A 13,559-nucleotide genomic window follows, 5' to 3' on the forward strand; every position below is an offset into this window, starting at 1 on the left:
CATGACGTCAGTACGACAGCTTGATGCGCCAACCAAGGTTGGCCCCTGCCAGGGCTCATCCGTAGATCCACGCCATGCATGGGTGGCAATGCAGACCCACGCCCCATCCCCGCACACAGCGGCTAGCCGTTGGCGTCGTCGCCAAAGCCGAAACGGGCTGGCCGTGCCGTTCGCAGCGGAACGAACATCATGGCAGCGAACACCACCAAGGCGGGGGTGGACATGATCCAGATGCCCCTGTTGCGAATCCCGATCCCCATGAAGTCGACCTGCAGATCGCCGATCCATTGCAGCTGCGTCAGTATCATCACCAGCCCGCCGATAGTCGCGCACGGCAACCCACCGTGACCGGCCCCCAACAACGTCGGTGTCAGAAACCCGCCCAGCAACGCGAAGCCGACACGGTACACCCAGGGATTGCCGCGCCACCGTGGTGCGCCGAACAACATCAGCAGCATCAGCGCCAGGGTCAACAGACTGGGAAGTACCCAGAGGGCAAGCAGCATTTCGATCATCTCGATCATCGGCCGGGCTCCGCTGGCCTGGCATCCCCCGTCGTCGATCGCATCTCCCTGCCCCCCATCACGTCCATGAAGCGCGCATTGTTGCCGGTACGCAGGCAGACGCAAAGCCCCGGCAGCGCAAGAACTGCTAAACGCCGTGCCTGCCGATCCGCTACTGTGCCGGCATTGGATGCGGGGAACGGCAGGATGAGCGCGGCAGGCAAGGCGTTGTGGTACATCGAAACCCATGCGGACCAGCCATTGGCGCTGGCCGACATCGCCGCTGCGGCCGGCCTGTCGCCGTTTCATCTGTCACGCCTGTTCCAGGCCCGCACCGGCACCTCGGTGGTGCGCTACCTGCGCGGGCGCCGCCTGACCGCTGCCGCGCAGCGGTTGGCCAACGGCGCGGGCGACATCCTGCAGGTGGCGCTGGGGGCCGGCTACACCACCCATGCTGCCTTTACCCGTGCCTTCAGCGAACAGTTCGGGCAGACACCGGAACGGGTACGCGAACAGGGCACCGATGGGCTGACGCTGGTGCAGGCGATCCGCCTGGACGAGGCCCCGTCAGCCTGCATTGAAGCCCCCCGGCTGCTCGATACGCCCGCGTTCCAGGTGGCAGGCGTCGGCATGCGGCATACCCGCGACAGCAGCGGCGCGATTCCGGGCCAATGGGCCCAGCTCAACCGCGAGTGGCCGACGCCGGCACCGGTCAGCTTCGGCGTGTGCTGCAACAGTGATGACGATGGTGGCTTCGACTACATTGCGGCACTACCGGCAAGCGCGGTGCCGAGCGTGCCTGCGCACTGGCGACGCGTGGACATCCCGGCGCGCCGCTACCTGGTGGCTTGGCACGGCGGACACATCTCGGCCATCCGCTCTACCTGGTTCTGGTTGCTGGATCACTACCTGCCCGGCTCCGGCCTCAGCCTGGCCGATGCACCCGATCTGGAACGCTACGACCTGCGTTTCGATGAGCATAGCGGCAACGGCGGCGTGGAGATCTGGCTGCCGGTGGAAGAACGTCCCCACTGACAAGGAGTTGAAGATGCGCATGACCGCTGCTGTGCTGGGAGGAATGCTGCTGGCGTTCGCGAGCGTCGGCGCCGCCCGCGAAAGCGGCGTCGCCGGCGAGCGCCACGGCACGACGACGCTGGCCAGCGCCGCCGTGCGCGACGCAGGGCACCGCGACGCGCTGCGCTACACGGCCTGGTATCCGGCACAGGCCGGCAGCCGCGAAAACGCGCTGACCATCGGTCCTCCCGACGCGCCGCTGTTCGACGCCGGCCGGTCGGCCAAGGATGCGCCGGTCGCGGGTGATCGCCTGCCGACCCTGCTGCTCTCGCATGGCAACGGCGGCAGCGCGCGCATGATGGGTTGGCTGGGCACGGCGCTGGCGCGGGCCGGGTATCTGGTGATTGCGGTGGATCATCCAGGCAACAACGGCGTTGACACCATGACCCTGCCCGGCAGCCTTCTGACCTGGTTGCGCGCCGATGACCTGCGTGCCGCACTGGCGGCCGTGCAAGCTGATCCGGTGCTGGGCCCGCATGTCGATCCTGAGCGCCTGGGGGTCGCCGGCTTCTCGGCCGGTGGCTACACCGCGCTGCTGGCAGCCGGTGCGCGACCGGACCTGCAGCGATTGCGGGACTTCTGCACCGCACATCCGGATGACGGCGTCTGCCAGCCCCAACAGGAGGCGGCAACGCACACGATGGAGGCGCGCGTTGCCGCTGCGGCGTCGCCCGAACTGTCGCCATGGATGTCCCACGCCAACGACGCACGCGCCATTCCCGGCGTGCGCGCGGTGTTCCTGCTGGCGCCGGCAATCGTGCAGGCCTTTGCGCCCGAGCAGCTCTCCTCGCTGAAACAGCCGGTGTCGATCGTGCTGGGCCAGGCGGACACGGTCGCGCCACCACAGACCAATGGCGAGGCTGCGCGTGCGGTGATTGCGGGCGCTGCACTGCAGGTGCTGCCCGGTGTCGGCCATTACGATTTCCTCGCCGCATGCACCCCGGCCGGACAACAGCGGCTGCAGGACCTGTGCAGCACATCGGTGCCGAAGGCGCAGACCCACGCGCAGGCAGCGGACGCGGCAATACGGTTCTTCAACCATTCGCTGCGCTAGTGGCCGCCGGGCATGGCCCGGCGCTACAGTGGGCGCGTCCACGGAGAATCGATCATGCGCCTGCTGCACCTCACTCTGCCGGTATCCGACGTCGCTTCCGTGGCCACATATTTCCACGATGTGCTGCAGCAGCGCGTGGTCGGCAACCATGTGCACATCGGCTGGAGCACCCTCGAACTTCAGCCTGCGGCGGGGCGTCCGGTGGGTGGCGTGCATCTGGCCTTCAACGTGCCGGACAACCGCTTCAGCGAGGCAATGACGTGGTTGCGTGAGCGCACGCCGCTGCAGCGCAATCCGGCGGGGCTGGACTACTTCGCGCTGGAGAGCAGCTGGCAGTCGCAGTCGGTGTACTTCACCGGCCCGGACGGCCTGATCCTTGAACTGATCGGCCGCCGCCGCCTGCCGGCCAGCGCTCGCGAAGGCGTGTTCCATGGCAGCGAGCTGACCTGCCTGAGCGAAGTCGGCCTGCCCAGCCGCGATGTCGAGGCCGTACGCGAACTGTCCAACCAACGTTTCGGCCTGCAGCCGATCAGCCCGGCTTCGCCGCAGTTCGCACCGATGGGCGACGACGAGGGCCTGCTGATCGTGGTCGCGGCCGATCGACGGTGGTTTCCCGAGCAGAAGGACCTGCCCAATGCGCAGGGGCTGTTGCTGCAGGTGGGCGACGTGGCTGGCCCCGGTGTCGTGGAGGACGTTGTGCTCGGCTGGCGGGTACAGGCAGCCTGAACTACCAGCTGCCCGACGCACCACCTCCGCCGCTGCGGCCGCCGCCTCCGGACCAGCTGCTGGAGCTGCTCGCAGACGAACTTGACGACGGGCTGCTGGACGCACTGCGGTGGCCGACGGATGATCTGCGGCTGCCGCGTGCCTTCTCACCGGGCAGCATGGTGAAAATCCAGGCGAAGTACAGCACGACCGTGCCGGCACCCCACCCGATCGTCGCGGCAAGGCGTGCCACCGGGTCGGCGCGATCAATGGCCAGCAGTGCGAAGAGCACGTAGCCAGCGGTCAGCAGCAAGAGCACTGCGAACCTCACCCCGAAGCTGCTGCGGTCCTTGTGCCAGCGCGCGCGGCACGCCTGCACGAGGAAGAACAGCAGCATGGCTACGATGCCTGCCGCCAGGTCCAGCAACGTGTGCAGGGCCAGACTGGGCGGCAACTGGCCACGCAGCATCATCACCACCAAGAACCCCGAACTGACCCCGAGCATGCCGAGCAGCACCACGCGCACACCTCGGCTGCGGCGCCAGCACCAGCCAAGCAGGCTCGCCACCGGTACGCACAACGCCAATACGAGGCAGACCGCTGCCAATGCCTGGCGTGGCGCCCACATAGCCGCCGACAGCAGACCCGCGGCTACCACAGCCGTCACCAGCAGCGGGCGACCCCAGGCCGGCAATCGCTTCGGGCGCGCCTGCGGCGTGGTGACCTCGCGTGGCGCTCCACGCTGGCGCTCGCGATGCCTGCGTGCGAGGTCGTCCGGCATCCTGGCCGCGGGCGCCGAGGGCGGTGAGCGCCACAGACCCGCAAGGAAGCCGGCCAGCAGCGTCATTGCAACCACGGAATCCGCGCTGCGCCAATCGGCCGGCAGCACGTTGCGCATCGATGGCGCTTCCCAGGCCGGCAGGTCCTCGCCATCGATCAGCGCGACCACGACCTTCGTTCCATCCAGCAGGCCCTGGTCAAGGTCGCCATCGCGGAAACGCGGCACGATCGCCTTGTCGATGATGCGGGCGGCATAGGCATCTGGAATCGCGCCCTCCAGACCGTAACCGGTCTGGATGCGTACACGGCGGTCCTGCACGGCCACGAGCAGCAGCACGCCATCGTCAACGCCTTCCCGGCCCAGCTGCCACTGGTCGAACGCCCGCTGTGCGTAGGCCTCGATGCCCTCGTCGCCAGCATGGTCGACCACCAGCACCTGCAGCTGCGCGCCGGTGCGCGCCTGCAACTTGAAGGCCTGCGTGCGCAGTATGTCGCGGGTATCCGCCGAAAGTGCGTTGGCGGCGTCCACCACCGGGTCATCCAGCGCAGGGACCGCAGCACCGGCCATCACCCTCATCGGCAACAGGCACAACAGCATCAACAGCCATGCCGTGACCCGGGTGCACGTCGTCCTGCGCAGCATCTTCACGTGCCCTGCCCTGCCTCGATCCGCGCATGCAGCGCCTGCAGCTGCGCGACCGCCTGGTTGAACACCTGCAGATCAGCATCAACCAGCGCCGGCCAGTCGGGCGCGTGCCCCAGCAACTGCGCCACCTGCTCGGTCGGCGCACGATCAAAGCCTTCACCCAGCACCGCGAGATAGCGTTCACGGAATCCTGCCGGGTCGCGTTGATCCTGCACGAACAGCTGCACGGCCAGCAGCCCTGCATAGAGGTAGTTCACCAGATAGTTGGGGTCGTCATACATCAGGCGCTTGCCGATCCAGCCGTTGCACAGCTGCGGATAGCGCTCCGGGTCCTGACCGAAGCGCGCCAGCACCCGGCCGGTCAACGCGTCCAGGTCATCGGCGGTACCCAGCGTGTTGTCCGCCACGCCCTCGTAGATCGACTGCTCCAGCTGCGCCTCTTCGGAAGACGTGAACAGCTGCAGCACCATATCGTCCAGCAGTGACTTCAGGTAATAGGCCTTGGCCCGCGGGTCCCCTGCCTGCTGGTACAGCTGGTCGCGGAAGCGCAGTTCGTTGTAGATGGCAAAGGCCTCGGTCAGCCACTGGCTGCCATTGCGCTGCAGCGGCGAGGCATGGCCGCGCTGCATCCACTCACCGTGCATGGCATGACCGGCTTCATGGGCGATCTCGACATCGCTTTCCAGATCACCACGGCGCACGCCAACGAACAGCATTGCCGGCACGCCGGGAGCGCTTACCGAGAACGCGTCCTGGCTGCGGTCACCACGTTCGGTGGCCAGATCCATGCGCCGGTTGGCCGGATCGAGCAGCGCACGCAGCTCACTGACGTATGCCGGCCCCAGGTGCTGCATGGCATCGGCGGCATTGTCGCGCAGCTGCGCCAGCGTCAGTACCGGCGGCATATAGCCGGCATCGGGCAACGTGGTATCCCAGAGCTGCGGCGCATCGATGCCTGAGCGCGCGGCGTGGCGCAGCAGCATGTCCTGGTAGGCGCGACGGTCCCCTGCATGGCGTCCGATCGCCTGCAGCGTAGCATCCACCGCCGATGCATCCAGGCCCATGCGCTGGTAGCCCCGCGCCGGTGCAGAACCATCGCCCTGCAGGCGCGCGGCGGCATCGTTCACCTGCACCAGGCCCAGCAGCACCGAGGCCATCGGCTCGCGGCGCGAGTGCAGGCCCTGCCAGTAACCCTTCCAGCCCGCTTCCCGCAACGCGCGGTCCTGCTGCTGGGCCAGTGCCTGCTTGTCGTGCCCGGTGTCCCAGTGCCGACCATCACGCTCGATCTGCGGGTACTCGGCACTGCGCAGGATCTGCCCACGCAGCCGTGCGAAACTGTCCAGCGCCGGATCGGCCAGGGCCTCCACGGCCTCATCCAGTGCGGTACTGGCCGGTGCTGCAGCGTCCTTCAGCGCACGCGCGCGCAGGAAGGCATACGGTGCTGCCCACGCCGCGTCTGCGGGCGCTTCGCGCAGCGCCGCGCGGCCGGTGTGGGCGATGCGGCTGCACAGCCCCATCACCTGGTCCAGCGCCTGCGTCGGGCGATGGTCACGGGCATTGCGTGCGGCCTGCAGATGCAGATAGCTGTGATGGCGCAGGCACTGCGCCTGCAGTGCCTCGGCCTGATGGAAGCGTTGCGCAGGTGCAAGCGCGGAAGCCTGCTGCAGGGCCTCGACACGCTTGCCCAGCTCGCCGCGCGCGGCCTGTTCGGCTGCCGCACTGGCGAAGTAGGCGCTATCGTCGGCCGGCAGCGACTGCGCCTGGACGCCGGTGAAGGGTGCCATTGCCAGCATGACAGTCATGGTGGCGGTGATGGTGCACATCCTGCGAGCCTGCATCGGCGTCTCCCTGCCTGGATCAGGCTCCGAGCCTAGCAGCCCCCGCCCGGCCGCGCCTGTGCCGGGACAGGCATCAGATCGACTCATCCTCGCGCTTGACCAGCGTCCAGCAGGGCGACTGCGCGAAGGTGTAGGTCTGCTGGTCGCTGCTGTCCGGCGTGCGGATCTGTACCTGTCGTTGCCCATCGGCCAGCGTGCTGACCTGCATCTCGCGGCCCTGCCCGGCCAACGCGGCGGGATCGGGCATCACCGGCCACTCGACATCGGCCAGCGCCAGGCGGCTTTCCACCTTGCGCGGTTCCGGCTCGGCCTCGGCATCGATGTAGCTGTCCAGCAGCGGATCGGCGGTGGCCTTTTCCTGCAGCGCGATCTCGTTGCCGAAGTGCTTCAGGAACGCATCGAACTGCGAGTAGGGGCATTCACCGCTGGCAGGCACCGGTGCGGGCTGGACCGCTGCCGCCGTGGACGACGGCGCGGGATGTGCAGGCGCCACTTCCGTGGGCGTCACCTGGGGCTCGGGCGTGCAGGCAACCAGGGCCACGCCACAGGCAAGCATCAGCACGGCAGCGGAACGGTTTCGACGCATGGGCTCATCCTGAATCCGGTTGGGTCGTCCCATGCTACCGCGCGCCCTACAATTCCGGCACTCCGCCTGTCCGAGACTCTCCATGCGTCGCCTCCTGCTCATGATCGGCCTGCTGTTGCCCGCCCTGTGGCCAGCGCTGGCGATGGCCGTCGATGTCCACGAAGGCGATCTGCTGTTCGTCACCGCCGGCCGCAGCGGCCTAAGTGCGGCCATCGACGATGCCACCGGCAAGCAGGGCGCGCCCAGCTTCGATCATGTGGCCCTGGTCGCTGTGGCGCCAAACGGCTGGGAGGTACTGCATGCGGACGAGAAGGGATCGCGTCGGCAATCGCTGGTCGAGTTCCGCCAGGACGCCCGGGCCAAGCAGCGGCAGATCGTGGTCTATCGCCTGCGGGCACCGCAGCAGGCGGCGATCAAGGATGCGGTCGCCACCGCGCGCATGATGCTGGGCAAGCCGTACAACACGTCGTATGTGTTGAACGAGGACAGCTACTACTGTTCCGACTTCATCGAGCGTGCGTTCCGTGCGCACCATGTGTTCGCGCTGCAGCCGATGAACTTCCGCAATCCGCAGACCGGGCAGATCGCACAGCACTGGGTCGATCTGTACCGCGGCATGGGCATGGAGGTGCCGCAGGATCAGCCCGGCACCAATCCCAATGACATGTCGGCCGCGCCGGTGCTGCAACGCATCGGCGTGCTGGAATAAGCGAAGCCCCGCGCGCGGCGGGGCTTCGGGGGGTGCCCAGGGTGGGTACCGACGTCACTCTTCCTCGTCCTGCCCACCTTGCTGCTGATTGCGCTGGTTGCGCTGCTGCTGTTCCTGCTGCTGTTGCTGCTGCTGGTCGCGGCCACGGCCCTGCTGCTGATCCTGCTGGTTCTGCTGGCCCTGCTGCTTCTGGTTCGGGTTCTGGTTCTGCTGTGCCATGTCCGATCTCCAAAGCCACGCGCGGAATGCGGTGGACGGGGCCATCGTCTGCAGCGAAGAGTTAATCGCGCGTTGGCGGACGGCTACACCTGTGTGTACGCGCGTGAATGAACACGCGAAAGTCCTTGCGGCACAAGCCGCTGAAGGATTCATGCGGGTTCGGCATGTCCTTATGTGGTAATGACAGGAGCACGTATTCAGTGCTGTAGGGCGCACCGGAATGCGCGAGCGTTCGCTCAAGAATGGCTACCCGAAGCCGATAGGCTGCGGACGGGCTGCTATGGACGGCCCATCTTTCCAAGCATCAACAAGGAACGTCTAAATGAACGCCGTGGTTGCAGAAGCAAGTGACTCTCGCCTCCTCAAAGCGGTCGAGAGCATCGCGATCAGTCCCGCAGACGCGAAGGCCCTCGTCGCCCAGTACAGGCGCCAGATTCTCTCCCGGGATCCAACACGCGGCCAGCACGAGGTTGCAGGGTTGGTGGCCGACAAGATCATCAGCCGTTATTGCCGGATGTCAGCCACCACGGGGGGAGCGACTGCTCTGACCGGGGTCATCCCGGGAATTGGTACGGCCCTGGCAATGGTTGGCGGTGGTCTCGCCGATGCAAGCATCAGCATGAAACTGCAGGTCGACATGACCATGTGCTTGGCTGAGGCCTATGGATGGGACGTGAATGGCGAAGACGCCAGGCACCTGGCTTTTCTCATCGCCGCAGGAGGTTCTCTGGAGAAGCTCGGCGTCGAAGCGTCGACTCGGATCGCCTCAAATGCCGGCGTAAAGATGGTCCGTCAGTACTTGAAGGGCGCCGTGTTGCAAGCTCTCAAGGAACTCTTCAAGAAGATCGGCATCACCTTTACCCGCAAGGCGCTGGAAAAAGCCGTTCCGTTCGGCATCGGAGTCGTCATCGGCTCAGGGGCCAACTATGCGTTGACCAAGTATGTTGGCAATACTGCGCGAAGCTGGTTCGAAGCGGATGCCGCACTGGGCAACAAGCCCAATGAAATCTGAGCAGCGCGCGTTCTGGCCATGCGGCTTTCAAAGCAGGAAGCCGCATGATCCGGGGATACTGGACTACGGCATCACCGGTGGCACATACGCCAGGGTCATGCCCAGCAGCCACAACAGGCCCAGCACCAGCGGGATGTGCACCAGCAATTGGATGAAGGTGAAGCCCACGATGTCGCGTGCCTTCAGGCCCAGCACGCCCAGCAGCGGCAGCATCCAGAACGGGTTGATCAGGTTGGGCAGGGCTTCGGCCGCGTTGTAGACCTGCACCGCCCAGCCCAGGTGCGCCTTCAGTTCGTTGGCGGCCTGCATCACGTACGGCGCCTCGATGATCCACTTGCCGCCACCGGACGGCACGAAGAAGCCCAGCACGGCCGAATAGACGCCCATCACCAGCGCGAACGAATCGGTGCTGGCCACGTGCACGAACAGGCTCGACAGCCGGTGCGCCAGGGTCTGCCCGTCACCGCCAGCGGCGTGGGTGAGGATCATCGCGATGCCGCCGTACAGCGGGAACTGGATCAGCACGCCGGTGGTACTCGGCACCGCCTTGGCCACCGCGTTGAGGAAGCTGCGCGGGCGCCAGTGCAGCAGCAGGCCCAACGAGATGAACAGGAAGTTGTAGGTATTGAGGTTGGCGATGGCGGTGATCACCGGCTTGTTGGCGAACTCGTTGAACAGCCAGCCGAACGCCAGCAGCGAGAGCAGCACGGTCAGGAGGGGGCTGTATTCCAGCCATTCGCCCGGGCGCGTGCGTCGCTGCAGCGGTTCCGGCTCGGCCTGTGCAGCACCGGGGAACGCCTCGGCGGTACGCGCACTACCCGCCGCGGGTGCCGTCAGCCAGGCGATCAGCAGCGAGACCAGGATCAGCACCGAGGTCAGCGCGATCGACTGCCACAGGAAGATGGTTTCGGTGAACGGCAGCACGCCGGTGATCTCCACCAGCCCCGGCGGCATGCTGGCCGGGTTGGCCTGCAGCTGTGCGGCCGAGGAACTGAGCCCCATTGCCCACACCGCACCCAGGCCGAGGTACGCCGAAGCACCGGCGGCGCGGTAGTCCATGCGCAGTTCGGTACGACGGGCCAGCGCACGCACCAGCAGGCCACCGAACACCAGCGAGAACCCCCAGCTGAGCAGCGAGGCGAGCATGCTGACCAGGCCCACGTACACCACCGCACCGCGGCCGGTACGCGGCACCCGGGCGAGGAAATCGATGAAGCGTGCGACCACCGGCGCCGTCGCCACGGCGTAGCCACCGATGACCACGAAGGCCATCTGCATGGTGAAGGGAATCAGGCTCCAGAAGCCGTCACCGAAGGCGCTGGCGGTGGCCTGCGGGGTCGAGCCGAAGCCCATCGCGGCCAGCGCGACGATGACCACGCCCAGCACCGCGAACACATACGCGTCGGGGAACCACTTTTCCGCCCAGGCGGCCGAACGCAGCGCTGCGCGCGCCATCCAGCCGTCCTGTACTGCTGCCGTAGAGGCCATCGCCTACCCTCCCAGGTTCGATGGATCGATTCTGGGCGGTGGGGTGCGGGCTGTCAGCCACCTATTGGTCGTAGGTGGCGGGGTCGGATCCCTCTCCACAGGAGAGGGCTCTGACCCCGAGCCGGGTATCGGCGCGGCAGAAGGGTCAGAGCCCTTTCCCACAGGAAAAGGGATCCGACCCCGGGCAATCAACGCAGCGCCAGGTCCGCGGCGATGCCGGCAAACAGCGCGGCACCCACCCAGTTGTTGTGCAGGAACGCCTTGAAGCACGGGCCGCGTTCGCGGTTGCGGCAGATCCAGAACTCGTACACCACCAGCGCGGTGGCCACGGCCACGCCGGCCAGGTAGTACCCGCCCAGCCCGCCGCGCACGCCGACCAGCGCCATCGTGGCCAGGAACAGTGCGTACAGCACGCCCTGGATGACCAGGTCGAGATCACCGAACAGGATCGCGGTGGAGTGCGAGCCCATCTTCAGGTCGTCCTCGCGGTCGACCATGGCGTACCAGGTGTCGTAGGCGGTGGACCACAGGATGTTGCCGGCATACAGCAGCCAGCCCAGCATCGGCACCTCGCCCTGCACGGCGGCGAACGCCATCGGGATGCCCCAGCCGAACGACATGCCCAGGTAGACCTGCGGCAGATGGGTGTAGCGCTTCAGGTACGGATAGCTGGCAGCCAGGAACACGCCGATGAAGCTCAGGCCGATGGTCAGCCCGTTCAGGGTCAGCACCAGGCCGAACGCCACCAGCATCAGTACGGCGAACAGCGCCAGCGCGGCACGGCCGCTGATCGCACCGGTGGCCAGCGGGCGCGCCTTGGTGCGCTCCACATGCGGGTCGAGCCAGCGGTCGGCGTAGTCGTTGATGACGCAACCGGCCGAGCGGGTCAGCCACACGCCGGCGGTGAACACGAACAGCGTCCACAGCGGCGGCAGGCCGCCCGCGGCCAGCCACAACGCCCACCAGGTGGGCCACAGCAGCAGCAGCGTGCCGATCGGGCGATCAGCGCGCATCAGACTCCAGTAATGCCGCCAACGCGGCGTCGCCGGCGACTGCGGCGAAGTGAGGGGGGTATCAGCCATGGCGATAGGATACTCCTGCCCCTCCGGCACGGCTTTGCCCGTGGGGGGAGATTTGTTCGGCGAAACTGGATAGAATGCCGGTCCCGCACCGCTTCATGGCGTTGCGATGCCCGCCCCGGCACCGGCCGACGGCGCGGCGGTTCTACAACGCGCCCGTAGCTCAGCCGGATAGAGTAGTGGCTTCCGAAGCCATTGGTCGGGGGTTCGAATCCCTCCGGGCGCGCCATTTTTCCTTCATTGCCTGTACGCAGCGTCCCAACTGGGCGATGCTGCGATGTCGCGAGGTGTCCGGCACGCCGCCAGGAATGTCAGGGAATGAACGTTGCCGAGCGATGCTCGCAACCGGCTGCATCCCGTACCACGATGGAGTACTCCGTGTCCGCACTGGATTGGCCGGGCAGGAACACGCCATCACCATCGAACAAAACGCTCTGCTGTTCACCCTGCCCGATCGACAGCCCGATCGCTCCCGGCGTGATTTCCTCAAGGATCACGTTGTAAGGCCGCCAGGCATCTCCGCCGGTTCGCCTCATCTCTGCGCGAGCGGTCCTTGAGTTCAACCTGCGTCTCTCATCCACCGACAGCTGAAGCGGCTGATCAGCATTGTGGGTGACCTGGAAGCGCCCGTAGGTCAGTCCGTCGACTCTCTCGGTGCCGACGTAGGTGAAATGGGCCGGCGGACACTTCGTGGTGCGGTTCGGATGCGCCGCACAGGATGTCAGTGCAACCACGAGGCAAAAGGCAGTCAGGCGCTTCATGGGTTCGAGGCCTGATGTGGGTTGTTGTCGCGGTGGCAAGCGGCAGTGAGGGCAACCAGCACTATGCCCCAGAGCGGCGTGCTGATGCCCGAACACCGGACGCTTCACCCATACTGTTCCACTCCCAACCTTCTACATCGGGCGTCACTGCTGATCGACTCGCCAGCCATAGACATGAGAGCCCTAGAAGGGACCGGCTAAATGCTGAGCACCATCTGCAACCCGTTCTGCAAAACGATCTTCGCGCGATCGAGGTCACGTCTAGAGATGGAGACCGCCGCCAGCCCAACGGCTCGAGCGATCTCGCATTGCGAGAAAAATGTGTCGTACGTATCGATCATGTCGGCATGAAACATCTTTCGCGGAGCATTTGCTACCACCCTGAAAAGATCGGTCATGAAGTTCCAAGCATCAATAACAGCATCTGGGCTAACGCCAACTCCCGAATCGATCGAATCTATCAATGACTCAAAGTCAAGTAACGATTCACCTTCCCAGTCCACAGCCCCCTCGCAGGCAGCGACTTCGTAATCGAGCCCCTCCCTACTGCCGGCTGACACAGGCCTCCCGTTTTTTGATAGCACATAATCATATTCATCTGAAACCCACGCAAACCAGACGACCCTCCCCTGCGCAGCAATCCCAACCGGATATATATCAGCCATCACAAGCTCCCACCTAAATGACGCCATCGACCCAAGCTCTTCTGGAATTGCGTCCATCAGAGGATCTTGACTGAAGTTGAGAAAGAACTCTTCAAAGAATCCAGGCTTTTCACCGCTCGGAGTGAAGTTGGTTTCCGCATATTATTTTAAGCTTGCTCAAGTTTGACCCCTGCCCTTTTCCGGGAACTTGACCAAACTCCTTACTCGCTGGGCATACTGAACTGGTGCCCCCCAATTCGTAGGATTTGTACCCCGCGCCCAAGATGGCATGTCATTTTTTTAATTCCCTATCATGGGCTGGCACTTGGCGTGTCGCTACGCTGCTCCGGATTTGCGGCAGCGTGCGCAATCGAAGCACCTGGCCTGCGCGCATAGCTGTAATCGGCATCCCGGCAGGCACGCACGATCGGACTTCGTGCGTGCCTGATCACGCCCGGGAA

The 13,559-nt window shown here is 65.7% G+C and carries 14 protein-coding genes and 1 tRNA gene; 6 read left to right on the plus strand and 9 right to left on the minus strand.

Features of this window, described 5'->3' with window-relative positions:
* Positions 1-122: 122 nt before the first annotated feature.
* Positions 123-524, minus strand: coding sequence for a hypothetical protein (locus QP609_RS19570; RefSeq protein ID WP_014648738.1), 402 nt, complete (start codon positions 522-524; stop codon positions 123-125).
* Between the two features lie 186 nt (positions 525-710).
* Between QP609_RS19570 and QP609_RS19575 the strand changes: the two genes are divergently transcribed.
* The 3 genes from QP609_RS19575 to QP609_RS19585 are packed head-to-tail and all read left to right on the plus strand — an operon-like array spanning position 711 to position 3,357.
* Positions 711-1,538, plus strand: coding sequence for an AraC family transcriptional regulator (locus QP609_RS19575; protein ID WP_126411468.1), 828 nt, complete (start codon positions 711-713; stop codon positions 1,536-1,538).
* A gap of 13 nt (positions 1,539-1,551) precedes the next feature.
* Positions 1,552-2,631: an alpha/beta hydrolase gene (locus QP609_RS19580; RefSeq protein WP_126411469.1), complete on the plus strand. Its 1,080-nt coding sequence runs from the start codon at positions 1,552-1,554 to the stop codon at positions 2,629-2,631.
* A 54-nt stretch (positions 2,632-2,685) separates the two neighbouring features.
* Positions 2,686-3,357, plus strand: a complete 672-nt coding sequence (locus QP609_RS19585) for a VOC family protein (protein WP_197556612.1) — start codon at positions 2,686-2,688, stop codon at positions 3,355-3,357.
* Between the two features lies 1 nt (position 3,358).
* Here QP609_RS19585 and QP609_RS19590 read toward each other — a convergent pair whose 3' ends face one another.
* The 3 genes from QP609_RS19590 to QP609_RS19600 all read right to left on the minus strand — a co-directional run bounded on the left by QP609_RS19590 (position 3,359) and on the right by QP609_RS19600 (position 7,186).
* Positions 3,359-4,759, minus strand: coding sequence for a TPM domain-containing protein (locus QP609_RS19590; RefSeq protein WP_197621079.1), 1,401 nt, complete (start codon positions 4,757-4,759; stop codon positions 3,359-3,361).
* Between the two features lie 2 nt (positions 4,760-4,761).
* Complete coding sequence (locus QP609_RS19595; RefSeq protein ID WP_197621074.1) at positions 4,762-6,600, minus strand: M3 family metallopeptidase; 1,839 nt, start codon at positions 6,598-6,600, stop codon at positions 4,762-4,764.
* Between the two features lie 73 nt (positions 6,601-6,673).
* Positions 6,674-7,186: a hypothetical protein gene (locus tag QP609_RS19600; protein WP_032958753.1), complete on the minus strand. Its 513-nt coding sequence runs from the start codon at positions 7,184-7,186 to the stop codon at positions 6,674-6,676.
* An 82-nt stretch (positions 7,187-7,268) separates the two neighbouring features.
* Between QP609_RS19600 and QP609_RS19605 the strand changes: the two genes are divergently transcribed.
* Positions 7,269-7,895, plus strand: coding sequence for a YiiX/YebB-like N1pC/P60 family cysteine hydrolase (locus tag QP609_RS19605; RefSeq protein WP_049408871.1), 627 nt, complete (start codon positions 7,269-7,271; stop codon positions 7,893-7,895).
* Positions 7,896-7,949: 54 nt separating this feature from the next.
* Here QP609_RS19605 and QP609_RS19610 read toward each other — a convergent pair whose 3' ends face one another.
* On the minus strand, positions 7,950-8,114 hold the full coding sequence (locus tag QP609_RS19610; protein ID WP_005414774.1) for a hypothetical protein: 165 nt from the start codon (positions 8,112-8,114) through the stop codon (positions 7,950-7,952).
* 322 nt (positions 8,115-8,436) lie between these two features.
* Between QP609_RS19610 and QP609_RS19615 the strand changes: the two genes are divergently transcribed.
* Positions 8,437-9,126 carry an EcsC family protein gene (locus tag QP609_RS19615; protein ID WP_197621073.1) on the plus strand — a complete coding sequence of 230 codons (690 nt, stop codon included), beginning with the start codon at positions 8,437-8,439 and terminating at the stop codon, positions 9,124-9,126.
* Between the two features lie 63 nt (positions 9,127-9,189).
* Here the strand turns inward: QP609_RS19615 and QP609_RS19620 are convergent, their stop codons facing one another.
* Positions 9,190-10,614 carry a TIGR00366 family protein gene (locus QP609_RS19620; protein WP_181454184.1) on the minus strand — a complete coding sequence of 475 codons (1,425 nt, stop codon included), beginning with the start codon at positions 10,612-10,614 and terminating at the stop codon, positions 9,190-9,192.
* Positions 10,615-10,802: 188 nt separating this feature from the next.
* Positions 10,803-11,696 (minus strand): 4-hydroxybenzoate octaprenyltransferase, encoded by an 894-nt coding sequence (gene ubiA / locus QP609_RS19625; protein ID WP_014648747.1) that lies wholly within the window; start codon positions 11,694-11,696, stop codon positions 10,803-10,805.
* A gap of 149 nt (positions 11,697-11,845) precedes the next feature.
* On the opposite strand from ubiA, the gene QP609_RS19630 reads away from it, so the two are divergent.
* Positions 11,846-11,922: transfer RNA gene (locus tag QP609_RS19630), tRNA-Arg, on the plus strand.
* 82 nt (positions 11,923-12,004) lie between these two features.
* On the opposite strand, the gene QP609_RS19635 is transcribed toward QP609_RS19630, so the two are convergent.
* Together QP609_RS19635 and QP609_RS19640 are read right to left on the minus strand one after the other, a co-directional pair.
* Positions 12,005-12,454, minus strand: coding sequence for an adhesin (locus QP609_RS19635; RefSeq protein WP_289213829.1), 450 nt, complete (start codon positions 12,452-12,454; stop codon positions 12,005-12,007).
* A gap of 197 nt (positions 12,455-12,651) precedes the next feature.
* Positions 12,652-13,176 (minus strand): hypothetical protein, encoded by a 525-nt coding sequence (locus QP609_RS19640; protein ID WP_289213830.1) that lies wholly within the window; start codon positions 13,174-13,176, stop codon positions 12,652-12,654.
* Positions 13,177-13,559 lie beyond the last annotated feature (383 nt).

This window comes from Stenotrophomonas sp. 8(2023), from assembly GCF_030345295.1.
In the GTDB taxonomy this organism is placed as follows: Bacteria; Pseudomonadota; Gammaproteobacteria; order Xanthomonadales; family Xanthomonadaceae; genus Stenotrophomonas; species Stenotrophomonas muris.

Excerpts from the sequence above, each read along its gene's own strand:
- QP609_RS19570 (WP_014648738.1), bottom strand. The coding sequence starts at position 524 with ATGATCGAGATGATCGAAATGCTGCTTGCCCTCTGGGTACTTCCCAGT.
- QP609_RS19575 (WP_126411468.1), top strand. The coding sequence starts at position 711 with ATGAGCGCGGCAGGCAAGGCGTTGTGGTACATCGAAACCCATGCGGAC.
- QP609_RS19580 (WP_126411469.1), top strand. The coding sequence starts at position 1,552 with ATGCGCATGACCGCTGCTGTGCTGGGAGGAATGCTGCTGGCGTTCGCG.
- QP609_RS19585 (WP_197556612.1), top strand. The coding sequence starts at position 2,686 with ATGCGCCTGCTGCACCTCACTCTGCCGGTATCCGACGTCGCTTCCGTG.
- QP609_RS19590 (WP_197621079.1), bottom strand. The coding sequence starts at position 4,759 with ATGCTGCGCAGGACGACGTGCACCCGGGTCACGGCATGGCTGTTGATG.
- QP609_RS19595 (WP_197621074.1), bottom strand. The coding sequence starts at position 6,600 with ATGCAGGCTCGCAGGATGTGCACCATCACCGCCACCATGACTGTCATG.
- QP609_RS19600 (WP_032958753.1), bottom strand. The coding sequence starts at position 7,186 with ATGCGTCGAAACCGTTCCGCTGCCGTGCTGATGCTTGCCTGTGGCGTG.
- QP609_RS19605 (WP_049408871.1), top strand. The coding sequence starts at position 7,269 with ATGCGTCGCCTCCTGCTCATGATCGGCCTGCTGTTGCCCGCCCTGTGG.
- QP609_RS19610 (WP_005414774.1), bottom strand. The coding sequence starts at position 8,114 with ATGGCACAGCAGAACCAGAACCCGAACCAGAAGCAGCAGGGCCAGCAG.
- QP609_RS19615 (WP_197621073.1), top strand. The coding sequence starts at position 8,437 with ATGAACGCCGTGGTTGCAGAAGCAAGTGACTCTCGCCTCCTCAAAGCG.
- QP609_RS19620 (WP_181454184.1), bottom strand. The coding sequence starts at position 10,614 with ATGGCCTCTACGGCAGCAGTACAGGACGGCTGGATGGCGCGCGCAGCG.
- ubiA (WP_014648747.1), bottom strand. The coding sequence starts at position 11,696 with ATGGCTGATACCCCCCTCACTTCGCCGCAGTCGCCGGCGACGCCGCGT.
- QP609_RS19635 (WP_289213829.1), bottom strand. The coding sequence starts at position 12,454 with ATGAAGCGCCTGACTGCCTTTTGCCTCGTGGTTGCACTGACATCCTGT.
- QP609_RS19640 (WP_289213830.1), bottom strand. The coding sequence starts at position 13,176 with ATGGACGCAATTCCAGAAGAGCTTGGGTCGATGGCGTCATTTAGGTGG.